The 26234-nt window shown below is 38.3% G+C and carries 20 protein-coding genes; 14 read left to right on the top strand and 6 right to left on the bottom strand.

Going from position 1 to position 26234, the window contains the following annotated elements:
* The first annotated feature begins 372 nt into the window (after nt 1-372).
* The 3 genes from ACFIK3_RS00240 to ACFIK3_RS00230 are packed head-to-tail and all read left to right on the top strand — an operon-like array spanning nt 373 to nt 3557.
* Nucleotides 373-1587 carry an aspartate aminotransferase family protein gene (locus ACFIK3_RS00240; RefSeq protein WP_273790265.1) on the top strand — a complete coding sequence of 405 codons (1215 nt, stop codon included), beginning with the start codon at nt 373-375 and terminating at the stop codon, nt 1585-1587.
* Nucleotides 1584-2519: an ornithine carbamoyltransferase gene (gene argF / locus ACFIK3_RS00235; protein ID WP_375630517.1), complete on the top strand. Its 936-nt coding sequence runs from the start codon at nt 1584-1586 to the stop codon at nt 2517-2519. Before ACFIK3_RS00240 ends, argF begins: the two co-directional genes overlap by 4 nt.
* A gap of 36 nt (nt 2520-2555) precedes the next feature.
* Nucleotides 2556-3557 (top strand): Hsp33 family molecular chaperone, encoded by a 1002-nt coding sequence (locus tag ACFIK3_RS00230; RefSeq protein WP_375630515.1) that lies wholly within the window; start codon nt 2556-2558, stop codon nt 3555-3557.
* 748 nt (nt 3558-4305) lie between these two features.
* Here ACFIK3_RS00230 and ACFIK3_RS00225 read toward each other — a convergent pair.
* From ACFIK3_RS00225 to ccmA, 4 genes are all read right to left on the bottom strand, one after another.
* A complete protein-coding gene (locus ACFIK3_RS00225) occupies nt 4306-4920 on the bottom strand; it encodes a DsbE family thiol:disulfide interchange protein (protein WP_375637349.1) in 615 nt (204 codons plus the stop codon).
* 191 nt (nt 4921-5111) lie between these two features.
* On the bottom strand, nt 5112-5891 hold the full coding sequence (locus tag ACFIK3_RS00220) for a heme ABC transporter permease (RefSeq protein WP_375657962.1): 780 nt from the start codon (nt 5889-5891) through the stop codon (nt 5112-5114).
* A gap of 46 nt (nt 5892-5937) precedes the next feature.
* Nucleotides 5938-6603, bottom strand: a complete 666-nt coding sequence (ccmB, locus tag ACFIK3_RS00215; RefSeq protein ID WP_375630511.1) for a heme exporter protein CcmB — start codon at nt 6601-6603, stop codon at nt 5938-5940.
* 11 nt (nt 6604-6614) lie between these two features.
* Entirely contained in the window at nt 6615-7226 is a 612-nt protein-coding gene (gene ccmA, locus ACFIK3_RS00210; protein ID WP_273790270.1) for a heme ABC exporter ATP-binding protein CcmA, read from the bottom strand.
* A gap of 297 nt (nt 7227-7523) precedes the next feature.
* On the opposite strand from ccmA, the gene acnA reads away from it, so the two are divergent.
* The 11 genes from acnA (at nt 7524) to gpsA (ending at nt 22191) form a co-directional block, all read left to right on the top strand.
* Nucleotides 7524-10211, top strand: coding sequence for an aconitate hydratase AcnA (gene acnA, locus ACFIK3_RS00205; protein ID WP_375676061.1), 2688 nt, complete (start codon nt 7524-7526; stop codon nt 10209-10211).
* A 238-nt stretch (nt 10212-10449) separates the two neighbouring features.
* The gene (gene rpsT / locus ACFIK3_RS00200) at nt 10450-10716 is read left to right on the top strand and encodes a 30S ribosomal protein S20 (RefSeq protein ID WP_273790272.1); all 267 of its coding nucleotides are present in this window, start codon (nt 10450-10452) and stop codon (nt 10714-10716) included.
* A 701-nt stretch (nt 10717-11417) separates the two neighbouring features.
* The gene (gene dnaA / locus ACFIK3_RS00195; protein WP_273790273.1) at nt 11418-12989 is read left to right on the top strand and encodes a chromosomal replication initiator protein DnaA; all 1572 of its coding nucleotides are present in this window, start codon (nt 11418-11420) and stop codon (nt 12987-12989) included.
* Nucleotides 12990-13175: 186 nt separating this feature from the next.
* Nucleotides 13176-14297 carry a DNA polymerase III subunit beta gene (gene dnaN, locus ACFIK3_RS00190; protein WP_273790274.1) on the top strand — a complete coding sequence of 374 codons (1122 nt, stop codon included), beginning with the start codon at nt 13176-13178 and terminating at the stop codon, nt 14295-14297.
* Between the two features lie 20 nt (nt 14298-14317).
* Nucleotides 14318-15448 (top strand): DNA replication/repair protein RecF, encoded by a 1131-nt coding sequence (recF, locus tag ACFIK3_RS00185; RefSeq protein WP_273790275.1) that lies wholly within the window; start codon nt 14318-14320, stop codon nt 15446-15448.
* A 54-nt stretch (nt 15449-15502) separates the two neighbouring features.
* Nucleotides 15503-15955, top strand: coding sequence for a type II 3-dehydroquinate dehydratase (aroQ, locus tag ACFIK3_RS00180; protein WP_375630506.1), 453 nt, complete (start codon nt 15503-15505; stop codon nt 15953-15955).
* Nucleotides 15956-16085: 130 nt separating this feature from the next.
* Nucleotides 16086-17057 carry a ubiquinol oxidase subunit II gene (gene cyoA, locus ACFIK3_RS00175; protein WP_273790277.1) on the top strand — a complete coding sequence of 324 codons (972 nt, stop codon included), beginning with the start codon at nt 16086-16088 and terminating at the stop codon, nt 17055-17057.
* Between the two features lie 76 nt (nt 17058-17133).
* Nucleotides 17134-19152, top strand: a complete 2019-nt coding sequence (cyoB, locus tag ACFIK3_RS00170; RefSeq protein WP_273790278.1) for a cytochrome o ubiquinol oxidase subunit I — start codon at nt 17134-17136, stop codon at nt 19150-19152.
* Nucleotides 19149-19817 (top strand): cytochrome (ubi)quinol oxidase subunit III, encoded by a 669-nt coding sequence (locus tag ACFIK3_RS00165; protein WP_375654271.1) that lies wholly within the window; start codon nt 19149-19151, stop codon nt 19815-19817. Before cyoB ends, ACFIK3_RS00165 begins: the two co-directional genes overlap by 4 nt.
* Nucleotides 19817-20785: a cytochrome o ubiquinol oxidase subunit IV gene (gene cyoD, locus ACFIK3_RS00160; protein ID WP_375676057.1), complete on the top strand. Its 969-nt coding sequence runs from the start codon at nt 19817-19819 to the stop codon at nt 20783-20785. The genes ACFIK3_RS00165 and cyoD overlap by 1 nt, the downstream gene beginning before the upstream one ends.
* A 398-nt stretch (nt 20786-21183) precedes the next feature.
* A complete protein-coding gene (gene gpsA / locus ACFIK3_RS00155; protein ID WP_375630496.1) occupies nt 21184-22191 on the top strand; it encodes an NAD(P)H-dependent glycerol-3-phosphate dehydrogenase in 1008 nt (335 codons plus the stop codon).
* A 1938-nt stretch (nt 22192-24129) separates the two neighbouring features.
* Here gpsA and fabI read toward each other — a convergent pair.
* Together fabI and fabB are read right to left on the bottom strand one after the other, a co-directional pair.
* On the bottom strand, nt 24130-24948 hold the full coding sequence (gene fabI, locus ACFIK3_RS00150; RefSeq protein ID WP_273790282.1) for an enoyl-ACP reductase FabI: 819 nt from the start codon (nt 24946-24948) through the stop codon (nt 24130-24132).
* 48 nt (nt 24949-24996) lie between these two features.
* A complete protein-coding gene (fabB, locus tag ACFIK3_RS00145; protein WP_375630494.1) occupies nt 24997-26217 on the bottom strand; it encodes a beta-ketoacyl-ACP synthase I in 1221 nt (406 codons plus the stop codon).
* Between the last annotated feature and the right edge of the window lie 17 nt (nt 26218-26234).

The following is a 26234-nucleotide window of genomic DNA, read 5'->3' as shown; positions in this document are numbered from 1 at the left end:
TAAGAAAATCATCCAGCCTGTGGACTTACAAATCAAAACACATCATCTTGCTTATTATATTGTAAATTACAATATGCACTCACTCTATGACAAGAGTCTTTACCTCTTGAAGAGTTTATTTAGAATGTTTTCCCCAACTTGCAAATCAATCATAGGTTAAACTTTCACTTTTGTTTAAGGCTTTTCCCCAAAATGCTTATTTGTAGAACCTTCATTGACTTTTTTTCAATTGGTGTAATGATCTATTCTATAGGTGTAATCACTAATCGTAATGAAATGTTGAAAGCACCGTAACGAAATGTACCATGCTGTTTTATTTGTAGTGTTGCTTTGTATATATATTGAAAAGGTTAAAATATAAAGGGAATTATGATGGATGCTGTCTCTATACAACCACTTTATGAATGCTTCGCACGACGAAATTTGCATTTTGAACAGGGGCATGGTGTATGGCTTATTTCCGATAAAGGAGAACATTATCTTGATTTCACATCTGGCATTGCTGTTAATGCATTAGGGTATTCACATCCAAAATTGGTTGATACGCTCAAAATACAAGCTGAAAAACTTTGGCATGTTTCTAATATTTTTCAATCTCCTGAACAAGCATCTCTTGCCACGCGGCTTTGTGCAAATAGTTTTGCGGATAAGGTTTTTTTCTGCAATTCAGGTACTGAAGCATTGGAGTGCGCATTCAAAACGGCACGTCATTATTACTATGCTGCTGGTCATTCAGAACGCATTGAAATAATTACTTTTGAAGGGGCATTTCATGGACGTACACTTGCAGCACTTGCTGCGACTGGGCATGAAAAATATCTTGAAGGCTTTGGACCTAAAGCTGGTGGATTTATTCAAGTACCTTTTTGTGATGAAATCGCTTTGTGTAATGCTATTAATAAAAATACCGCCGCTATTCTTATTGAACCTATTCAAGGAGAAGGAGGAATACGAACGGTCCCTCATGAATATTTAAGATTTTTGCGCAAAATATGCGATGATAATGGTCTATTATTGATTTTAGATGAAGTCCAAACGGGTATAGGACGAACAGGAAAGCTTTTTGCTTATGAATGGAGTGATGTCACACCTGATATTCTTACCCTCGCAAAAGGATTAGGAGGGGGATTTCCATTAGGCGCTTGCCTTGCAACGGATAAAGTTGCAAAAAGCATGACACTTGGGACACATGGTTCAACCTTTGGAGGAAATCTTCTTGGAATGGCTGTAGGAAATAGTGTTCTTGATATTTTGTTAGAGCCAAGTTTTCTCAACCATGTTCAGCGCATGGGGGATAAACTAAAAAGTGGACTTTTGCATATTCTCAATATCTATCCTGATATTATCCGCGCAGTTCCGGGGATGGGGCTAATGTTGGGTATTCAATGTGTTGTGTCTTCAAATCTTGTCGTTAATGCTTTAGAAAATGAACATCTCTTAAGTGTTGCTGCCAACAACAATGTTGTGCGCTTATTGCCTCCTCTTATCATTAGGGAAGAAGAAATAGATGAAAGTTTGCATCGTATTGAAAAAGCAATAGCTTATCTTTCGCAAGTAAACAAAGAAAGACAAATATCACACACATGACAAATGCTCTTCGTCATTTCACGGACTTATCCATTTTAACGCCAGCAATAGCACGCGCACTGATCGATTATGCGAAGATCCTTAAAGCATCTTTTAAAGCAGGAAAAGGTTCAAAACCTTTTATAGGTAAAACACTTGCGATGATTTTTGAAAAACCATCCACACGAACCCGTATTTCATTCGATATCAGTATGCGCCAGCTTGGCGGAGATACAATCATGCTCACGGGTTCAGAGATGCAGCTTGGTCACAGTGAAACTATAGCTGATACGGCTCGTGTTTTATCTCGTTTTGTGGATATCGTGATATTACGAACAACAAAACATCAACGTATGCTCGAATTGGCACAATATGCACAAATTCCTGTCATTAATGCCCTTACAGATGATACACATCCTTGCCAAATTCTAGCAGATATATTAACCTATGAGGAGCATCGGGGGCCTATTTCTGGTAAAATATTTGCGTGGATGGGGGATGGTAATAATGTACTCCATTCCTTAATTGAAGCTGCAGCTCTTTTTGATTTTCATTTGCGTATTGCTACTCCAAAGGGCAGTGAGCCACAGGAAAAATTTATCCATTGGGCACGTGAACGAGGAGCACATCTTACACTAACCCATAATCCCCAAAAAGCAGCTCAAGATGCTGATTGTATTATGACCGATACATGGGTCTCCATGGGACAAGAATTTCGTGCTCGCAGTCGTTCTACTTTTCAGCCTTATCAAGTCAATGAATCTCTCATGAAATTAGCAAAATCTGATGCTCTTTTTATGCATTGTCTTCCTGCTCATCGCGGTGAAGAAGTTGTTGATTCTGTGATTGATGGACCGCACTCCGTTGTTTTCGATGAGGCTGAAAATCGTCTTCATGTTCAAAAAGCAATTCTTTCTTGGTGTTTACAAGATGCGTTTTTCTCTCCACAATAGCCTCCCTACAACAAATTATATAAAAAAGGCAAAGCTATGAGTGAACAAGCTAAAGATGAAGCCTCTCTCAACAACAACTTCTTGCGTGAAGATGATAGTGTTATTCCCTTTCAAGTTGAAGAACTTGATATCCGTGGACGTGCCGTACAACTTGGGGAAACTTTAAATTCTATTCTTAACAGACATCAATATCCTGAACCGGTTTCTTATCTTCTAGCAGAAGCTTTACTTTTAACGGTTCTGCTTGGAACTTCTCTAAAACTTACGGGAAAATTTATTCTACAAACCCATTCCGATGGACCTGTTAATATGTTGGTGTGCGATTTTTCGCCTCCTTCCAGTTTACGTGGATACGCTCGTTTTGATAAGGAACAGCTAAAACAAGCCATAGACAATGGTCAAACTTCTTCAGAAACACTTTTAGGAAAAGGCACTTTAGCCTTCACCATTGATCAAGGTCCCCATATGCAACCCTATCAAGGGATAGTTGCATTAGATGGATCAAATTTACAAGAAGCTTCTCGTATTTATTTTGATCAGTCAGAACAAATTCCTACCGATATCCGTCTGGCTGTTGCTATATTAATTAATCGTGACCAACAAGGAAAACCGCAGAAAAGCTGGCGAGCTGGAGGTATTTTGATCCAACTTTTACCCCAAGAATCGTCTCATCATAAAATAGATGCCCCTCATCAAAAGCGAGAAGAAACGAAAACCCATACCCAATTGGATAACCAATGGCAGGAATCTAAAATACTCATGGAAACGATTGAAAGTTCAGAATTAACAGATCCCCAAGTCGGTAGTAAACAGCTCTTGTTCCGCCTTTTTCATGAACAAGGTGTTAGAGTTTTTAATCCTTTTTCTCTTGTCGATCAATGTTCTTGTTCACACGAAAAAATTAAAGGAATCCTAGAAGGTTTTTCTATTGATGAACGCAATAAAATGGTTAAAAATAAATATATTTCAGTCACATGTGAATTTTGCTCAAAAACATATTGTTTTACACCGCAAGAATTTTTAGAAGAAAAAACATAATCAAATATTTTTCATAAAAAATGATGATTGCAACAAAAGCCTATTTTATTTGCGTTATAAAAGTTTACGCATAAGCTCATATGAACTTCTAGAATATTTTTTGTCTTAGAGTTTTTTAATGTATACGAGTGATTTTTCTGTTGAGATCAGTAATTACGTTATAGAGTGCTTAAAAAAGAGTTCTCTGTAAAATATATTTTCTCCTCTCGAAAAAGCTTCTTTTATACTTTTTACATCTCAAAAGTTTATTTCTTACTCGAATTTATCTTATTAAGAGTCAAAAAAGCTCATTAGTTATAATCATAAGAGAAATTATCGATAGAATAAGAATGTATAGACTCAATATGGACTTTATAGAGTCTATTACGAACAGATAGTATAATGGGAATAAATATAACAATGACGCTGCGAAGGAACGGGTTTGTTATTTTATAAAAAAGATGAGAATAGTGGTGAAGTTCCCTCATAACAATGTGCATTTTAGATAAAAATGCGAAGACAAAATACTATATGACTTTGAAAATAATAGTTGGTTGCTGTCACTAATCTAACGATGGTTCTACAGCAATATTGTTTTTGTCCAAGTAATCAAAAATAAAGCTCCCAAACAGATATTTCTTTACACATGTTTTTGAATCAACAATGGTAATGCTCTTGTAAAATTTTTCTAAGAAGAATGATGGTCCGTATAAATAAAATAGCATACATAGCATGATAAAACGTTATGTTTTTACAAACCTGCATTATTTTATTTTTCTTCTGTCATAATCGCTTGTTCAATTTTTGGTAGAATTTTTTTTTGATAAATTTGCCACGTTAAGGGACCAACATGTTTGGCAATAATGATGCTCTCTTTATTCAAGAGAAAGGTTTCTGGGGGGCCATATATTCCCCAATCAATGGCTGTATATCCTGAAACATCAAAGCCAATAAATTTAAAAGGATTACCAAAACTGTTTAAAAAACGCAGGGCATTTGTTTTATTATCTTTATAATTAATACCAATCAGATCAAAACGTTTATCTTGTGCAATTTGCATAAGAATAGGATGTTCTTCGCGACAGGGCAGACACCAAGAGCCCCAAAAATTGACCAATGTGACACGTCCTTTAAACTGTTTTGAATTGAGATAACTTTCTTTATCAAGAAGAGGAAGATGAATATTGGGAGCAGGTTTTTCAGCCAATGCGTTTGCGAGAAGAGAAGAATCTTGAAGGTGTTTTTTATCCATAAAGTTGAAAAAAAACACCATGAGAAGAAGAAAAAGAACAAATGGTCCAAAAAAAACAAGCAGAACAGGCAAAGATATATTTTTTTTAAGTTTGGAGGGATGTTTTTCATTATACTTTTCTTTTTGTGACAGCTCTTTTTTGTTTAGTTGTTGGAGAATTTTTTTTTGGTATAGAGCTTTGCAAAGAATATATCCAATAAGACATAAGAGGGATATTGCAGAAAGCACATAGCTTAAAACAACAATTTGCTCGTGTTTAAGGGTGCTAAGGAAAAAATCAATTTTCTGAGATAGATTTCCTAAAAGTCCGCTGTGGATGCCATTTAGGTCGAGCATGATGAAGCGTCCTGTTGTTGTGCACGACGGGATTTTTTAATCTGAAGTATTCGGATATAATGACTATTGATTTCATTTCGCATAGCCATCAAATAAAGCACAATAAACATAAAGATAAAACAAAAGAGCATTGTTATAAGGGGCCATAACATAGCATTGTCGATTGTTGATCCTCCAGCACGTAATAATGATGCTGGTTGATGCAATGTATTCCACCAATTAACGGAAAATTTAATAACAGGGATATTAACAAATCCAACAAGTGTAAGAATTGCAGTCGCACGAGCGGCTTTTACTTGGTTGTCAAAAGCACGCCCAAGCAGGATAATGGAGAGATAGATAAAAAGCAGAATTAAAACTGATGTTAACCGTGCATCCCAGACCCACCATGTTCCCCATGTAGGTCGCCCCCAAAGCGCTCCTGTCATGAGAGCCAAGGCGGTAAAAATTGCCCCAATAGGCGCTCCACATTTAAGTGCCACGTCAGCAAGATGATATTTCCAAATCAGATTTCCTAATGCCGCTGCACTCATCGTTACATAGCAGAATGTAGACAACCACGCAAAGGGAACATGAAGGTACATAATCTTAACAGTAATGCCTTGTTGATAGTCATCAGGAGAATGCATCACCAGCATAAGCCCTAAGATAAGGAAACACAATGTTATGCTGGCCAACCAAGGTAAGACGATACTGCTTATTTTCATGAAAAGGGTGAAACTTGCAGGGAGTGACTTGATTTTATATGTACGAGATAGTTCATTCATAAAATTCATAATAGGCAGAGTTTTGCTATGCGGCAATCATCTTTTATTATTCTGATAAAAGTTTAAGCGTTATTGCAGCAACAAAAGAGCTAAAGAGACTCAAAAGAAGTGAAAAAGCACTGAGAAGAGCTAGGGAAGTGAGAAAAGAGGTATTTGGGTTTATTGGGGCTGTAGCAGCCGAAACACCAAAAATCATAATTGGAATGATCCACGGCAAGATAATGATAAAAATAAGCAAAGTACTGTGCAACAATGAGGTTGCGAGTGCAGCGCCTATAGCACCAATAAAAATAATAGCTGGTGTTCCGCATAAAAGGGTGAGTATTGTTGTAAAAGTTATTGTTACATCTAAATGGAGCATGAGGGCTAAAATAGGTGTGGCAAAAATAAGAGGAAGCATCGTTCCTACCCAATGGGCAAAACATTTGGTAAAGACAATTAGAGTAAAACTTTGTCTTTGTCCTGAAAGGATAAATTGGTCGAGATTACCATCATCGCGATCGATTTGGAAAAGTTTGTTCAGATTGAGAAGCCCTGCAAGAAGGGCTCCAAACCACAATATACCTGGTCCTATTTGTGCAAGAATTTTGGGGTCTGGCCCAATGGCAAAGGGGGTTATGACAACAACAGCGATAAAAAACAATAATCCTGTTAGTGAAGAGGCTTGTAGCACTAATAATAGTTTAAGATCACGCCAGAACAGTGCTTTCATTTTATTCTCTCCTAGAGAGGTAAAAATTTTTCCAGAGCGATTTTATGGTTTTCTGGAATGCCTATGGAATTATGAGTTGCAGCGATAATCATACCACCTTGATTGAGATGACGCTGGAAAATACGAGCAAGGAGTTTTTGAGCATGGTTATCAAGCCCAGATATTGGTTCATCTAAAATCCAAAGAGGACGATAGGAGAGCAAAAGGCGAGCAATAGCTACGCGTCTTTGTTGTCCAGTTGACAGAGCGTTAAAGGGTAAATGTTCAAGGTTAGAAAGACCAATATCGGCAAGAGCTTCATGCGCAAAACGTAAATGTTGACCGTAAAAATCTGCCCAAAATTGCAAATTATCAATGACAGATAAAAGAGGTTTCATAGCATTTTGAGGACCAAGATAATGACAGGCAGTTGCAACAGGGTATATTTGATCATGGTCTTTAAGTATTATATGACCTTCAGCAGCTTCAAGAAGACCGACAATGATTCGGAGTAATGTAGACTTTCCGATACCATTAGGACCGGTGATTGTCATAAGTTGCTGTGAAAATAAACAAAAAGAAAGACCTTTAAACAGAATTTCTTCGTTTCTGTAAGCGGCTAAATCTTTGCCTGATAACACCATGTGATTGCCTATTTTGTTTTTATTTTCATATTCTTTATTGTATTATAGAATAAAAAACACATTTTTTATGCAATTGTACCTAGAATAGTTCTAGAAATAGTTCTATAAAGGATACCTTACATCAATATCTGGTGTAAAATGGTTTCTGGCGCTGATTTCCGCATTTGCCTATGAGAGGGTGGAGGGGAAATGGATAGCGGAGGTAATTGCGTCTGCGCTCAAGCTGCGACCTTGACTCGTAGTTTGTGTTGTTCATTCCTGGAAATTGGGTGGTTATAGTATTGAGGGTGGACAGTCATGACTCAAATTGATAGCTTTAATTGTCGCAGAGTATTAAATGTTGGTGGCAAAGAATATATTTATTATAGTTTGATCGAAGCGGAGAAGAACGGACTTGAAGGTGTTTCTCGTTTACCGTTTTCGATGAAAGTTATTCTCGAAAATTTATTGCGATTTGAAGATGGTCGCACAGTTAAAAAAGAGGATATCCTCAATGTTGCTAAGTGGTTAAACGACAAAGGGAGTGCCGGGGCAGAAATTGCTTACCGTCCTGCGCGTGTTCTTATGCAGGATTTTACAGGTGTTCCAGCAGTTGTTGATCTTTCTGCAATGCGTGATGCTATGGTTAAACTTGGTGGTAGCGCTGAAAAAATCAATCCTCTCATTCCCGTTGATCTCATCATTGATCACTCAGTTATTGTTGATGCTTTTGGCACTTCCATGGCTTTTAAGGAAAACGTCGAGCATGAATATGAACGCAATGGTGAACGCTATCGTTTCCTTAAATGGGGGCAGCAAGCCTTTCAAAATTTTCGTGTTGTTCCTCCAGGAACAGGGATTTGTCATCAGGTTAACCTAGAATATTTAGCACAATGTGTATGGATGAAGAATGAAGAGGGGTGTGAGACGATTTATCCTGACACCTGTGTGGGAACTGATTCGCATACGACTATGGTAAATGGTTTAGGGGTTTTAGGTTGGGGTGTTGGTGGTATTGAAGCAGAAGCAGCAATGTTAGGCCAACCTGTTTCTATGTTGTTACCTGAAGTGATTGGTTTTCGTCTAACAGGTAAACTTAAGGAAGGTGTAACAGCCACCGATCTCGTATTGACGGTGACTCAAATGCTACGTCGGAAGGGTGTTGTCGGTAAATTTGTTGAGTTTTTTGGTCCTGGTTTGGAGCATATGACACTTGCTGATCGGGCAACGATTGGAAATATGGCACCTGAATATGGAGCAACGTGTGGTTTTTTCCCAATTGATAAGGAGACAGTGCGTTATCTCAATATGACAGGGCGTGATGAAAATCGGATTGCCTTAGTGGAGGCTTACACCAAAGCACAAGGGATGTGGCATGATGAAATGGTAGCTCATCCCATTTTTAGTGATACAATTGAATTAGATATGGGAACTGTTGTCTCTTCTATGGCTGGTCCTAAACGTCCTGAAGGACGTATTGCATTGGAAAACGTTGGGCAGGGTTTTGAGAAGGCATTGGTCGAAGACTATAAGAAGACTTCTGGACAAGATAAGCGTTATCAGGTCGAGGGTGAAGAATATACGCTTGGTCACGGTGATGTGGTGATCGCTGCGATTACGTCGTGTACGAATACATCGAATCCAAGTGTTCTTATTGCAGCGGGTCTTTTGGCACGAAATGCTGTGGCAAAGGGGCTCAAGAGTAAACCATGGGTAAAAACTTCTCTTGCACCTGGTTCACAAGTCGTTGAAGCTTACCTTCAAAATTCGGGTCTGCAAAAAGATTTAGATGCACTGGGATTTAACTTAGTAGGATTTGGGTGCACAACATGTATTGGGAATTCTGGTCCTTTGCATCCAGCTATTTCCAAAACGATTAATGACAATGGTATAATTGCATCTGCGGTTCTTTCAGGAAATCGTAATTTTGAAGGGCGTGTTTCCCCTGATGTGCAAGCGAATTATTTAGCTTCACCACCGTTAGTTGTTGCACATGCGCTCATCGGGACGGTGTGTAAGGATTTAACCAAGGAGCCTCTTGGTGAAGATTCAAATGGCCAACCCATTTATTTGAGAGATATTTGGCCAACTTCTCAAGAAATACAGGAGTTTATCGAAAAAAATGTCACGCGTAAGGTTTTTGCCGAAAAGTATGCAGATGTTTTTAAGGGAGATGAAAATTGGCAAAAAGTTCAGATTCCTACGGGTTCTACCTATTCTTGGGATGAGCGATCCACCTATGTACGCAATCCACCTTATTTCGATGATATGCAGAAAACACCTGATATCTTACCAGATATTAGAGATGCACGGATTTTAGGTTTATTTGGTGATAAAATCACGACGGATCATATTTCTCCTGCTGGTTCTATTAAAGCAGCTTCTCCTGCCGGAAAATATTTAATGGATCATGGTGTTAAAGTAGCTGATTTTAACCAGTATGGAACGCGTCGTGGGAATCATGAAGTTATGGTGCGTGGGACCTTTGCCAATATTCGCATTCGTAATTTTATGTTAGGGGAAAATGGTCGAGAAGGAGGTTATACGGTTCATTATCCGTCAGCGGTAGAACAAACCATTTACGATGCAGCAATGGCGTATAAACAAGAAGGTATTCCGCTCGTTGTTTTTGCAGGTGTTGAATATGGTAATGGATCATCACGCGATTGGGCTGCCAAGGGGACCAATCTTCTTGGTGTCAAAGCGGTGATTGTGCAATCTTTTGAAAGGATACATCGTTCTAATCTTGTTGGTATGGGCATTGTCCCTTTTGTCTTTGAGGAGGGGCTAAGTTGGAAATCTTTAGGCTTAAAGGGAGATGAAAAGGTGACAATTGAAGGGATTCATAACTTGAAACCTCGTCAAAAGACTGTAGCGAAAATTACTTTTTCTGATGGTACGGTAAAAACCGTTTCATTATTATGCCGTGTTGATACTGAAGATGAGCTAGATTATTTGCATCATGGTGGAATTTTGCAATATGTCTTGCGTAAGTTAGCCGTTTAAATTCTTTTGTTTGTTAAGGAATATCTATTATTAGGCTATAAAGTTGCGGATCAAAGAGTTTGGCTTCGTTTTTTTATGACTATCTTTGAAAATCTAATTGACGTTAGCTTTGGGATTGCGTTATAAACCACACGAGTTATAGGCAGCTTTATAGTTTTGCTTGGGTTGGATTTATTTATATTGGTAGAGTTGTTATTGAGACTCATTTTACCAAGGTGTTGAAAGAGAGATTATATTTATGGCGAATACACCTTCTGCTCGAAAAGCGGTGCGCAAGGTTGCGGCGCGCACACAGGTTAATAAGGCCCGCCGTTCACGCGTTCGTACTTTTATACGTAAGTTTGATGATGCTTTGGCGGGTGGCGATAAGGCATCTGCGGAGATTGCATTTAAGAATTTTGAGCCTGAAATTATGCGTGCAGTTTCTAAAGGGGTTTTTCATAAAAATGCTGCTGCGAGGAAAGTATCGCGTTTAGCTAAACGGTTGAAGGCTCTCAGCGTTTAAACTTTTTCTCCTTTAATTGAGAAAAAAGCCAGTATCCATGAGGATGCTGGCTTTTTGTTTATTATTTCAAAAAGTTTCTATTGAAATAAGAATCGATAATGATTCTCCACTTGAAAAAGGAGAGAAAGTTTATAGAGGGGGGTATGGTTATCCACAAGCTTTGTGGATTTTTACAGAGTCTTTTTTGTCAAGCATTTTATTTTTTTTTTTAAATCTGAAGAGATTCTTTAATTATTGGTAAATTTAGAGAAAAAAAATGAATTGAATCAATATTTTTTTCAGTCCTCATTAATATAAGCATTTTTTTTGGGTTTTTTGATTTTATTTTGACCTCTTGCATTTTACCTCTGCTGTTTTGTATGGTTCTTATGAAGACTAAAAAGCATGAAGGGGTCACATCAGCGTATTATTCTGTACTTTGTTGAATACAAGATGTTTTGATTTAGGCTTTTCTAAACTTTTGTGTTGGAGAGGTTTTCTGACGGTTTTCTAGTTTTCTTAATGGATATGTTTACCATTTTAGAAGGGTGGGTCATATCATGAGTGCAAGTAAATCTTATTGGTCATCTTTGTTAGTGGGGTTGTGATGAGGCTATCCTAGGGGAGGGTGAGTAATCTTATTTGGGGTAGGGCGTTTTGCCTTCGCTAGATTTATTTTAGCTGTTTGGCAGGACAAAATTTTATTTTTATCAGGATGGAAGATGGTGGATAAATTGAACTCTAAAGCTAGTTCCTTTAAAAGGGTTTCGGTAAATATCCTGTCGGCAGAGAACATAATAAAGAATAGGATGACGGAGAGTGATGAGAATGTTTGTAGAAGTGCTCCTATAGGGCATTCTATTGTTTCAGAGGAGGAAAGTGCAGCGGCTTTTATACGTGTTATGGCGCAATTAAAGGTACAGGTTGGTGTTGAGGCTTATACCAGTTGGTTTGGGCGCGTGAAGCTTGCTGAATATAGTCATACTCTTGTAAAGCTTTCTGTTCCTACTGCTTTTTTACGTTCATGGATTAATAATCACTATGGTTCTCTTTTGACTCATTTATGGAAACAAGAGAATTCAGCAATTCTTCGTGTTGAAGTTATTGTTCGTGGTATGGAACGCGTTTCAAGAGATGTCGTTTGTAAAAGAAGTGTTCCTTCTGTTGTACTAGAGGAGCAGGCGACTTCATCTTTTGTTGAAAGTTGCGCAGAGCATTCAGTTAAGAGTTCTCAAACGGGAGTTTTTGGATCTCCACTTGATTCTCGTTATACTTTTGAAAGTTTTGTTGAGGGGGCTTCTAATCGTGTTGCTTTAGCCGCTGCGCGTTCTATTGCGGAGGGGCATAAAAGTGCTTTACGTTTTAATCCTCTTTTTATTCACGCATCTGTTGGCTTAGGAAAAACACATTTGCTTCAAGCGATTGCTGCTTCTGCATTGAAGCGTTTAACGTCTGCGCGCGTTATTTATTTAACTGCTGAATATTTTATGTGGCGTTTTGCAACAGCTATTCGTGATAATGATGCTCTTTCTTTTAAAGAACAGCTTCGTGATATCGACCTTTTAATTATTGATGATATGCAGTTTTTACAGGGTAAGTCGATACAACACGAGTTTTGCCATTTGCTTAATATGTTGCTTGATAGTGCAAAACAGGTTGTTGTCGCTGCAGATCGTCCACCAGCAGAATTAGAATCGCTTGATCTTCGCGTTCGCTCTCGTCTTCAGGGAGGGGTGGCCCTTGAAATTGAAGCACCAGATTATGAAATGCGTTTGCAAATGTTGCGCCAGCGGTTGAAGGTGGCACAACAAGATGATGGCATGGTATCAATTTCTGATGATATCTTGGAATATATTGCGAAAACGGTTTTAGGGTCGGGGCGTGATATTGAAGGTGCATTTAATCAGCTCTTGTTTCGTCAATCTTTTGAGTCTGATTTATCTTTAGAGCGGATTGATGAGTTATTAGGTCACTTGACACGTCCTGGTGAACCTAAGCGTATTCGGATTGAAGAAATTCAGCGTACGGTAGCACGCCATTATAATGTTTCTAAACAGGACTTGTTATCTAATCGTCGAACACGTACGGTTGTGAAGCCACGGCAAGTTGCAATGTATTTAGCAAAAGTATTGACTCCTCGCTCGTTGCCAGAAATTGGGCGCCGTTTTGGTGGGCGTGATCATACAACAGTTTTACACGCTGTGCGTAAAATTGAAGATTTGGTTTGTGGTGATCAGACCTTGGCTAAGGAACTTGAATTGCTTAAGCGGTTGATTGGAGAACAGGCTGTATAGTGTTTATCGTTTCTTTCCTTGGAGAGACTTTAAAGAATTGAATGAAAAGATTTATTTTTTCTTATGCAGGAGTGACTTGCCATTTTAAGAGAGGTTTAATAAACTCTAGCAGGCGATTCTTAAAGAGGGTCTATTCTTTAAGTCTAAAGAATTCTTATAGTTTTTAGTAAATCATACGGGGCTTTTATGCGTATTACAGTTGATCGCAGTCAATTTCTCAAGTCTCTTGGTCGGGTTCACCGTGTGGTAGAGCGCCGTAATACTGTTCCTATTTTATCGAATGTGTTGATTGATGCAGAAAATGGCCGTGTACAGTTAAAAGCAACAGACCTTGATTTAGAGGTTATGGAATCTTTTGCAGTTAATGTTAAACAAGCTGGAGCAACAACTGTTCCAGCACATTTGCTTTATGATATCATTCGAAAACTTCCTGATAGCAATGAAGTTGTATTATCCGTCGATGAGAATCAAGCAGGTACAATGTCCGTGGTTTCGGGTTGTGCACATTTTCAGCTTCAATGTCTTCCGAAGTCAGACTTTCCAGAGTCGCTTCCTGGGCAGTTTGGTTATCGTTTTTCTTTATCGGCATCAGGCTTAAAACATTTACTTGATTGTACACAATTTGCTATTTCTACTGAAGAAACCCGTTATTATCTTAATGGTATTTATTTCCATATTATTAATGATGATGTTTTGAAATTGCGTTTGGTTGCAACTGATGGTCATCGTTTGGCACAAGTTGAGATGGAAGCTCCTTCGGGAGTTGAGGGAATGCCTGGTGTTATTGTTCCCCGTAAAGCTGTAGGAGAATTGCAAAAACTTCTTTCAGAAGAAAATGATAGTGATGTGTGTATAGAGCTTTCAGAGACAAAAATTCGTTTTTCTATAGGCTCTGTGATTTTTACATCAAAATTAATTGATGGAACATTTCCAGATTATCAACGTGTTATCCCTCTTGGAAATGATAAAGAATTAATTGTTAATAGGCAGGACTTTTCTTCTGCCGTTGATCGTGTTTCAACGATTTCAAGTGATCGGGGGCGTGCAGTTAAATTAACGATTGAGCATGGACAGTTAAGGCTTGTTGTTAATAGCCCAGATTCGGGCAGTGCAGAAGATCAATTATCAGTAACTTATGCATCTGAACCGCTTGAGATAGGGTTTAATTCACGTTATCTTTTGGATATTGCTGGGCAGCTTTCAAGCGATGAGATGGTTTTTATGTTGGCTGAGGCTGGAGCACCCGCTCTGATTCGTGATAATGATGATGTGGATGTGCTCTATGTACTGATGCCTATTCGCGTTTAGGGGCGGTTGTTTTGCAATGTATGGCCAGTCATGTGCACAAAGTGGCAGTGAGGCAGCTGAAGCTTTTACGTTATCGCAATTATTCTTTTTTCAATATTCATTTTTCTGGTCAGCATGTGGTTTTTACTGGCCATAATGGTGCTGGTAAGACGAATCTTTTAGAGGCATTATCTTTTCTTTCTCCTGGCCGTGGTTTGCGGCGCGCTGTTTATTCTGACGTTAGCTTTGTAGATGGTGGTGGAGGATTTGTTGTATTTGCGCGTCTTGAATGCGCTCTTTATGGTGAAGTAAAGATTGGTACAGCTTTCGAGGTTAGCGATAACAGTCGAAAGGTCCATATTAATGGTGTGAATGAGTCGAGTGATTGCCTAACAGATTATTGTCATATTAGTGTCCTAACACCGTCTATGGATGGTCTTTTTACAGGTCCTTCACTTGAGCGCCGTAGTTTTTTGGATCGTATGGTTTTGGCGATTGATCCCTTGCATAGGCGCCGCATAGCCGATTATGATAGAGCTATGCGCGCACGTAATCGTTTGTTTTTAGATGGAAATGAAGATTGTGCTTGGTTTGATGCTTTAGAAAAGCAGATGGCAGAACTGGCGACAGCTATTTCTGCGGCGCGTGTTGATGTTATTCGTCTTTTAAATGACATGTTTACGCAAATGCCATCACAGATACCTTTTCCACGAGCTTTTTTGCAAATTGATGGTTTTTTGGAAACAGCTCTTAGTGAAATATCAGCAACTGAAGTTGAAGAACAATTTTGTGATCGATTACGGCATAATCGCGCAATGGATCGTGCTGCTGGTCGGACGTTAGAAGGACCACATCGTGCAGATTTGCAGGTTTTTTATGCTGATAAAAATAGAGCAGCAACATCTTGTTCAACAGGTGAACAAAAAGCGCTGCTGACAGGTTTAGTTTTGTGTCATGCACGTCTAACAGGTATGATATCGGAAAGATCTCCCATTCTTCTTCTTGATGAAATGGCTGCTCATCTTGATTCGCATCGACGTGCTGCTCTATTTGATATTCTTGATGATTTAGCTGTACAAACATTTATGACAGGAACAGATCGTCTTTTATTCGATGACTTAAAAGGACGCGCAGAATTCTTTGAGATTAAGGATGGAGCTTTATTGCCATAAAAACATGCTAAATATTTTTTTAATAAGTGATAGGTCTGAAAGAAAAGGCTTGCTATGTCAGAGATAATAACAATTTTAAATGGTCCTAATTTAAATTTTCTAGGTCAACGTGAGCCAGAAATTTATGGAACTGAAACTCTAGAAGATATTGAAAAAAGATGCAGAGAATGGGCAAAAAAAAATGATATTATAATAAACTTTTATCAAAGTAACTGTGAAGGGCAATTAGTAGCATGGATACAAGAAGCAATAGAGGCAAGTTCTGGATTGATCATTAATCCAGCGGCTTACAGTCATACATCTGTTGCACTTCTTGATGCCCTAAAAATGTTTTCAGGGCCGAAAGTAGAAGTTCATTTATCTCATATTTATCAGCGTGAAGCTTTTCGTCACCATTCTTATACATCTGCAGGTGTAGACGCTGTCATAACTGGGTGTGGAGGTGATGGATATTGGTTTGCACTTGAGTATATTGCAAAACAATTAAGCAAAACAATTAAATTGTGATAGATAAAGAGTAGGCGTTTAATAAGAGTAATATAGGCATTGAATTCTCTTGATAATTATTTTCAAATCTGTACAATGTGAGGTATATATTTATGACAATTTTTAGTGCGTATGACGGGGGTAAATAAAGGTGAAAAGCTTTGTTAGACAATTAGAAATGCTTGTGATTTTAGGGGGAGCACTGCTTTTGTCTGGTTGTAAAATTGATGTTATACAGCCATCAGGTTATGTTGCACGTCAACAGCTCATTTTGATCGTTGTTTGTGTGGTGGTGATGCTTTGTATTGTCATCCCAGTTATGGTGAGTGTGGTATTTTTAGCTATAAAATATCGTGCATCGAATATGAAAGCGGACTATTCTCCTGATTGGGCGCATTCAAATAAAATTGAAGCATTGATGTGGGGTATTCCAGTTGTAATTGTAATGGTTTTAGGTTCATTAACAGCTTATTATACCTATAAGCTTGAACCTACAAATCCTCTTCCAGTGGAAGTTGTGGGTGAAGGAAAGCCATTACAGATTGATGCTGTTGCTCTTGATTGGAAATGGCTTTTTATTTATCCTGAATATGGTGTTGCATCGATTAATGAGATTTATGCGCCTGAAGGACGTCAAGTTTTATTGCAATTAACGTCAGAGAATTCTGTCAATGCTTTTTGGGTTCCCAAATTGGGTACAGTTCTTTACGCTATGCCGCAGATGAATGCTAAGTTGCATTTGGTCGCTGAAGAGCAAGGAGTATTCAAAGGAGCCTCAGCAAATTACAGTGGTGATGGTTTTTCGAGTATGCGGTTTAAGTGGCATTCTGTGTCTTTGCAGGATTTTGAGGATTGGATTGTAAAAGCTCGGGCTAATGGTCGAGTACTTGATCGTGCATCTTATCGTCAACTTTCTATTGCGCCTCGTATGGGTGATATTGCTGCGAAGGAAAAAGATGCTGAAGTTCGTTATTTTGCACCTGTTGAGAAGCGGCTTTACTATCGTGTTGTTAATCGATGTGTCGATGAAAAGACGGTATGTAATGAAGATTTAATGAAACGTGCTGCTGCTCAGACGCTGTGGGGTGCACTATGTTCAGTATTTGATCCTGATGTTATTTAACAGAGTCAATAAAGTAAAGAGCCCTTTTAACAAAGGTTTCTTTTAAACTTGAATTTCATTTGAAATGGGTTGAGAAATGTTTGGAAGACTTACAGATCCTACGGCAGGTGCTTTTCATGCGCTTGCACATGAACCGATCGTTTTGTATACATGTATTGCGATTGTTTTGGTTGGTTTAATTGCTGTTATTGCTTTAACAGCACTTGGGTGGTGGGGGATTCTATGGCGAAATTGGATTACAACGGTTGACCATAAACGCATAGGTATTATGTACATCGTTCTTGGAATTATTATGCTTGTTCGCGGTTTTGCGGACGCACTTATGATGCGAACGCATCAAGCTTTAGCTCTTGGGAGTGAAACAGCGGGTTATTTGCCCCCTGAGCATTTTGATCAAATTTTTTCGGCGCATGGTACGATCATGATTTTTTTCATGGCCACGCCTATTTTATTTGGTCTTTTTAATTATCTTATACCGCTTCAAATTGGTGCGCGTGATGTTGCTTTTCCCTTTGCAAATAATCTAGGTTTTTGGATTACGGCTGCGGGGGCAATATTAATTAACATATCCCTAGGTGTTGGTAATTTTGGTCGTGGTGGTTGGCTGATGTACCCACCTTTTACAGAATTGCAAACGAGTCCAGATACAGGGGTAGATTATTATTTATGGTCACTTCAGCTTTCTGGTATTGCAACAACAATGGGATCAGTAAATTTTATTGCAACGATGATTAAAATGCGTGCTCCTGGAATGACAATGATGAGAATGCCTATTTTCTGTTGGAGTGCTTTTGTCAGCAATGTTCTTATTTTAGTTATTTACCCTGTCTTGGCTGTAGCATTTGCACTCTTGGCATGCGATCGTTATTTGGGCATGAATTTCTTTTCTAATGTTGGTGGCGGAAATCCGATGGTATGGATTAACTATGTTTGGGTTTTTGGTCATCCTGAGGTTTATGTTTTGGTTGTTCCTGCTTTTGGAATTGTTTCTGAGGTTGTGTCAACTTTTTCTTCAAAGCGCCTCTTTGGTTATACTTCGATGGTATGGGCCATGTTGGTTATTTTGATTCTTTCGCTTCTTGTTTGGGGACATCATTTTTTCACAATGGGTGGCGGTGAAGCTGTAAATACTTTCTTTGGTATTGCGACAATGATCATCGCAGTTCCAACAGGTGTAAAAGTCTTTAATTGGCTGCTTACGATGTATAAAGGTCGAATTCGCTTTGAGCCTCCAATGCTTTGGTGCATGGGCATGATCTTTACATTTGTTGGCGGTGGATTAACCGGTGTTTTATTATCTATTGTTCCTGCTGATTGGCAGTTTCATAATTCGCTCTTTTTGATAGCACATTTCCATCATACAATTATTGGAGGTGTAGTTTTTGCGTACTTAGCGGGGATTGCATTTTGGTTTCCAAAAGTTTTTGGTTATAAACCAAATCGCATACTAGGTATTGCATCTTTTTGGTGTTGGTTTATTGGTTTTTACCTTGCCTTTTTCCCCGTTTATGCGCTTGGTTTAATGGGGGCGACGCGTCGTCTTCAGCATTACATGGAACCTAGTTGGCAGCCGATGTTTATTATTGCTGCATTAGGTGCTTGTATTATCTTACTTGGTATTCTTTGTTTTGTGTTACAGGTTGTTTTGGCGATTTGGTACGGTATTAAGCATAAAGGTCACTTACCGGTAACATTAAATGATTCTTGGGGTGATGCACGTACACTTGAATGGTTTACCTCTTCACCGCCTCCTTCCTATAATTTTGCCCTCCTTCCAAAGATACAGTCTGATGACGCTTATTGGAATATGAAGAAAAGTGGTTATCAACGGCCGACAAGTGGATTTACAAAAATTCATATGCCATCAAATACATCTGCTGGAATTATTGCGGGATTCTTCTCATTAGTTGTTGGTTTTGCACTTGTTTGGCATATTTGGTGGCTTGTTGCGGTTGGACTGGTTGGTTTTATTGCAACGCTTGTGTGTCATTCATTAACAGGTGATCATCATGGTTACTATATTCCAGCTGAAGAAGTGCAAAAAACTGAAGATGCCTTTACGGCTGTTCTTAAAGAACAAGGAGTGACAGTATGAGTGCTGTAACAATGAATAACGCGAGTACTATAGATGAACTTCACCACGATAGTAGCTCGGTAATGACGTTTGGTTTTTGGGTCTATATTCTTTCAGACTTAATCCTGTTTTCGACATTGTTTTCAAGTTTTGCTGTATTTTCTGCTTCTTATGGCGGTGGTAAAGCGGGTAATGAGTTTATAGATTTAAAGTTTGTTTTGGTTGAGACTGCTTTCTTGTTGTTTTCATCCGTCACTTATGGCTTTGCAATGGTACAAGCACATAAAAATAACATCAGTGGTGTGCGTTTATGGATGGCTATTACCTTTGTATTGGGGTGTTGCTTCATTGGTATGGAACTTTACGAATTTCATGAACTTTTGAGTGAGGTTTTTTATTACGATCCAAATGCTTATGCGGGTATTGATCCTGCAACAGGTTTACAGCTTTTTGGACGGGAAATTCTCTCTGCTTATTGGTCAGCATTTTTTGCTTTGGTTGGCACCCATGGACTTCATGTAAGTGTTGGTCTTCTTTGGATGGTTGTGATGTTTTTTCATCTTCGTCGTAATGGTTTGGATCAGAACAATAAAACACGTTTAGCATGCCTTTCCATTTTTTGGCATTTACTTGATATTGTATGGATTGGTGTTTTCACCATGGTTTATCTATTAGGAGCGTTGTGATGAGCGTGCAAAATGAAACACATGGTCCCAGTACTGGTTCCTATTTGGTTGGTTTTATTCTGGCTGTATTTTTCACTTTGGGTTCTTTTGTTCCTGTGATGTATGGAATGATGGAGAGTTGGGCAGTTAGTACAAAGGTTGCGTATCTTATTGGGATGGCGATTATTCAGATTATAGTACAAATTGTTTTCTTTTTGCACTTGAATTCTGGTCCAGACGCCAAGTGGAATTTAAGCGCGTTATGGTTTGCTGCTATTTGCGTTTTTGTTATTATTGGGGGAACTTGGTGGGCTATTTCTCATTTAAATTATAATATGATGGGTGGTTCAGGACGTGTTATTGAACCGGAAATATCAAGTAGAGATGATTCTTCAGTGTCTGAGCAGTTATCAAACAAAGATATATCCGTAAGAAAACAGCCAGAAAAGATACAGGGTTCAGAAATGCCCATTGGGCAGGATCTAAGTACGCAAACACCTGTAGATCAAGCACCTAGTTCAGAAATGCCCATGGGGCAGGGTCTAAGTACGCAAACTCCTGTAGATCAAGCACCTGGTTCAGAAATACCCATGGGGCAGGATCTAAGTACACAAACTCCTGTAGATCAAGCACCTAGTTCAGAAATGCCCATGGGGCAGGGTCTAAGTACGCAAACTCCTGTAGATCAAGCACCTGGTTCAGAAATGCCCATGGGGCAGGGTCTAAGTACGCAAACTCCTGTAGATCAAGCGCCTGGTTCAGAAATACCCATGGGGCAAGGTCTAAGTACACAAACTCCTGTAGATCAAGCGCCTGGTTCAGAAATACCCATGGGGCAAGGTCTAAGTACACAAACTCCTGTAGATCAAGCGCCTGGTTCAGAAATACCCATGGGGCAAGGTCTAAGTACGCAAACTCCTGTAGATCAAGCGCCTGGTTCAGAAATACCCATGGATCAAGATCCAAATACACAGTTTCCTGTGGAGTAGTTGTTAGAAATATCTATGGAGCTGATGCGGCATGTATCAGCTCGTAGAAGAAATTCGTAGGATATAAAGAAGGGAAGAAATACAAGATATCAGTGGATATGAGTATCATTATTTTGAATATACTTTTAATTTAAAAGAGAAAGTCCGTGGGGTATTTAGTCAAGCTTTAATTTTTGAGACAAATAGCTATTTGTAGAATATACAAAAAGTGATGTTTGTAAAATTTACTACAAAGAAAGAGAATGTGAGAAACAAGTTTTTATGTTGTGTGAGATAAAAAAACACGAAGCAGTAATGTTTTTAGATTTACAGAATTTATATTAAAGATAGCATTAAAGTTATTTGTAATAATAATATGCAATTGAAATCAAAAATTTAGAGAATAATCAGAAAACTTAATGAAAACCGTTGCAATGACAGTTATTGGTGCTGGTTCTTTTGGTACTGCATTAGCGATAGCTCTTGCCCGTAATGGTCATAATGTTTTACTTTGGGGATATAGTCCTCAACATATCAAAGAATTACAGGAACAACGTTGTAATCAAGTATATTTACCCGATATTCGATTTCCTGACAATTTATTACTTGAAGCTTCGCTTGAAACTGCAATAACGGCGAGTCACAATATATTAATCGCAGTTCCAAGCCATGTATTTCATCAAGTTTTGTGTAATATTCAGCCTTATTTAGATCAGCATTCACGTGTTATTTGGGCTACAAAAGGTTTAGAACATGGTACTGGACGTTTTTTACAAGAGGTTGCTCGTGAGATTTTAGGTGAAAAAATTCCTTTAGCTGTTTTTTCTGGACCAACTTTTGCTCAAGAACTAGCTATTGGTTGGCCTACTGCAATGACGATAGCAGCTTCTGATGTTGAGTTTGGTAAAGAATTGCAGCAACTTTTTTATTGTGACAAAAGTTTTAGAGTTTATAAAAGTTCAGATATGATTGGTGTTCAATTAGGGGGAGCAGTCAAAAATGTTATTGCTATTGGTGCAGGAATATCAGATGGCATAGGTTTTGGGGCAAATGCACGAATAGCTCTTATCACACGAGGACTAGCTGAAATCAGTCGTTTAGGGGGGGCTATGGGTGCTGAGCTTTCCACATTTATGGGAATGACAGGCTTAGGTGATCTGGTTTTGACATGTACTGATAATCAGTCACGTAATCGTCGTTTTGGAATACTTCTTGGTAAAGGAATAGATATAAAAGAAGCGGAAAAACAAATTGGTCAGGTTGTGGAAGGATACTTAAATACCAAGGAAGTACATACGTTGGCGCAGCGTATTGGGGTAGAAATGCCCATTGTAGAACAAATTTATCAAATTCTCTATTGTGGTAAAAACATAACTGAAGCGGCAAATACATTACTAAGCCGCGCCCTCAAGGACGAAATACAATGATATCCTGTTTTTTAATAATTCAAATCGTAAAAAATAGAAACATGCTATGATAGACATATAAAATAGATTTTATTGATGGTTGTATAAGGTAGTCATATTCCAGCAAATTATAGATTCATATCATTCGATTCTTTATGAAACATGGCTGAAATATAAAAGTTTTTGCTTTTATCTAAGAGCTATCTCTTTGAAGATAAATTATCGTTTCCACTTACACATGTTTATGTAATGTAATGAACAAGATATTTCTATTGTCTCTTAAATTCATCTCACAATGATGTTTGCAAACAGAATAATACAAGACTCATTAGGTAGAAGCATCTTATTTATGTAACGTATAAGTTAAGAATATCGGGGCAGGGATATTATGTATCTCTGTTTTTGTAATTCTTTAAAACAAGAAGACAATCTGTTTTGGGAAGAAGATGAAATTTTAAAGATGAAAACCAGTTCCCATTTCTACAATCATTTTTAAATTCAGTTTTACGCTATCTAAAGCAATATCTTTTAAATAATGGAGATTATCTCACACCTTTATTTTCTCATTTTTTAATGAAAGCATTTCTCTGATGTGTCAGGTAAAATAGAACGCCCAAAAAAACACGATAGCTGTTGTATATTCACGCGCTTGTTTTAAAGAGACCTCTCTTAAAACTTCCAAGTCCACTTCGCGACGGTAACCGTGAATAGTGTAACGATAAAGCCATTGTGCACATCCCCATCTTTACGTTTATGAAGGAGGAAGCCGAGCATCATTACACCCCCCAATGTTGAGACAGCTCTAAGCACTTGAAGCTGTTCAGTAGAAATATTTAAGTCTTTTATTTTCTCACATGTCAATTCTGTTTTTTATATGCAAGAAATGATTTTTGGAATTATAACTTTGAAAGTCTAAGATTGAAAAAAATGTTATTGTACTTGTTTGTGGCTGTCATTTACACTGAAAAATAATGTGATTATAAAGATAAAAAATTGATTTATATAAATAATTCATTTTATTTTTGTATTGAGTTAATTAAAAATATGTGTTTGCTTGTCACAAGCGGGTTAGTATGTGGATAAAAATTATTAAAGATACTTCTAATGAATCATCTCAAGTGTCAAGGGTTGTTTCAATATTAGAACATGACAAGTAAAATGACGGTGTCGGTTTGTCATCTGTATAAACATTAAAATGGTGGTAAAAAAAGGATTTTATGTACTTCACAGGGATTTTTTATACGTTCTACAGGTACCATTGTGAAATGGAATGGCGTGCATTGAGAGATATCTTTAAAAAATGCATGAAGGAGAAACAGCTATAGTGTTTTTGGGTGTTCTATTTTACCTGACACATCAGAGAAATGCTTTCATTAAAGAACAAGAAAAATAAAGGTGTGAGGTAAAGCGTAACCTCCATTATTAAAAAAACATTGATGTACATGCTTTTAAAATCGTAAAGCCTCATTAAAGAATAATAGTAAGATTAATGATTGATTTCTTTACGCCTTCATATTCGTCCTAAATTAGATTGTATTTGCGTTTCAAGAATAAATCAAACGGTAGGAATATTTTTTTCAATTTGCTACACAAAAGCTGAAACTAAGGATTTTAATAATTCTCTAATCTCTGTTTCAAACTACGGTAGCATGAGGGCTGGATATTGATTTATAAGCAACGACAAAAGCGTATGCTTTAGTAAGGTAAATAACGTCATAAAATACACACTTTATCAACCATGGATTGAAGAAATACTCCGGCTTTTTATAAAATATTTTGCGAAACAAGGCATCGTACATCTGGTTTTGTATTGACTTATTCTTACAAACATTTGCACATATGCCTTACGTCATATTATTATAAGTCAATACACTATTATATAGCTGAGAAAGTACTCAATACCCGATTAAAGCACTATGGACATGATTTATTTTCTTTTTTAGTGCAATGAAATAAATTTTATTCTTCTTGGGAATCGTCACTTTTTTTCAGTTCTTCAAGTATTGGCATAGACATGATGTTATAGCCTGAATCAACATAATGGATTTCACCTGTAACACCTGATGATAAGTCAGAGAGTAGATAAAGAGCAGATTTTCCAATTTCATGAATATTTACGGTACGCCGTAATGGGGCATTACGACGTTGATGCGAAAATATTGCCCGTGCAGCTGCAATACCATTACCTGCTAAAGTTCTAACAGGACCAGCGGAAATCGCATTGACACGGATATTTTGAGGACCAAAGTCCGCTGCTAAATAACGTACCATAGCTTCTAAAGCTGCTTTAGCAACACCCATGATGTTATAATTAGGCACAACTTGCTGTGAAGCACCGTAGGTAAGAGTTAAAAGTGTTCCTCCATTGGGCATAAGCTTACCCGCGCGCTGGGCAATTTCAGTAAAGGAATAAGCTGAAATAACCATCGTGCGTTGAAAGTTTTCACGTGTTGTAACATCAACGTAACGTCCTTTTAGCTGAGTTTTATCTGAAAAACCAATGGCATGGACAATAAAATCAATTGTTTTCCATTCTTTTTCAAGTTGCTCAAAGACGTAATCAATATTTTCACTTTTTTCAACGTCACACTCTAGCACTAATTTGCACCCAAGTTTATCTGCTAGGGGATGAACACGTTTTCCAAAAGCATTTCCTTGATAAGTCAACGCTAATTCCGCTCCTGCTTGTGCGAGCTGACAGGCAATGCCCCAAGCAATTGAATGGTCATTCGCAATTCCCATAATAAGGCCGCGTTTGCCCTCCATCAAACCTTTCATATTATTCTCCGTAAGACCGTACTTTTTTCAATTACTAAGAGCTTTTGTTTATACATAACGTTGGAAAACAAGCGTTGCATTGGTACCGCCAAAGCCAAAAGTATTCGACAATACGGTATTCAGTTGTTGATGATCACGTCGTTCACGAACGATTGGCATATCAGCAAAAGCTGGATCAAGTTCTTCAATATGGGCACTTTCACAAATAAAATTATGATTCATCATTAACAATGTATAGATTGCTTCGTGAACACCTGCTGCTCCCAAGGAATGTCCTGTTAGAGACTTGGTAGCAGAAATGGGGGGACATTGATCACCTGCTCCAAAGACACGACGGATAGCTTCTATCTCAGGAGGATCACCAACAGGAGTTGCTGTCGCATGGGGATTGATATAATCAATTTTATTATTGACTGTTGCAAGAGCCATGCGCATGCACCGCTCCGCTCCCTCTCCTGATGGGGCAACCATATCATGTCCATCGGATGTCGCACCGTATCCAACGATTTCTCCGTAGATTTTTGCACCACGTGCTTTAGCAAGTTCTAAATCTTCAAGGACTAAAACGCCAGCCCCTCCAGCAATGACAAAACCATCACGATTAACATCATAAGCACGTGAAGCTTTGTGAGGAATGTCATTATATCTGCTGGACATAGCGCCCATGGCATCGAATAAAACAGATAGTGTCCAATCCAAATCTTCGCAGCCACCGGCAAAGATGCGCTTTTGTTTACCATATTGAATCATTTCGTAAGCATTACCAATACAATGATTGGAGGTAGCACAAGCTGAAGAGATTGAATAATTGATTCCCTTTATTTTAAAGAAAGTTGCTAATGTTGCAGATGCTGTAGAACTCATCGCTTTAGGGACAACAAAAGGTCCAACACGTTTTGGACCTTTTTGGCGTGTAATGTCAGCAGCTTCTACGATTGAATGTGTTGAAGCACCTCCAGAACCCATAATAATACCCGTGTGTTCGTTCGATACTTCATGCGGTTCTAGACCCGCATCAGCAATCGCCTGATCCATGGCGATGTGATTCCATGCTGTTCCACGCCCATGAAAACGTAGAGCACGTCGATCTACGAGTTCTTCTATATTAATATCGGGTTTGCCATAAACTCTGCTACGAAAGCCTAATTCGGCATATTGAGGTGCGTAAGAAATTCCGGATTTTGCTTCACGTAAACTGGTTAAAACATCTCTAGGGTTATTTCCAATCGCGGAGACAATTCCCATTCCGGTTACAACAACTCGACGCATTCATACCTCCTCGTTCC

It is taken from the genome of Bartonella sp. CB10SXKL (assembly GCF_042195515.1).
GTDB lineage: Bacteria > Pseudomonadota > Alphaproteobacteria > Rhizobiales > Rhizobiaceae > Bartonella.
Note: the sequence above shows the minus strand (reverse complement) of the source record. Positions and strands in the feature narration are given on the sequence as shown.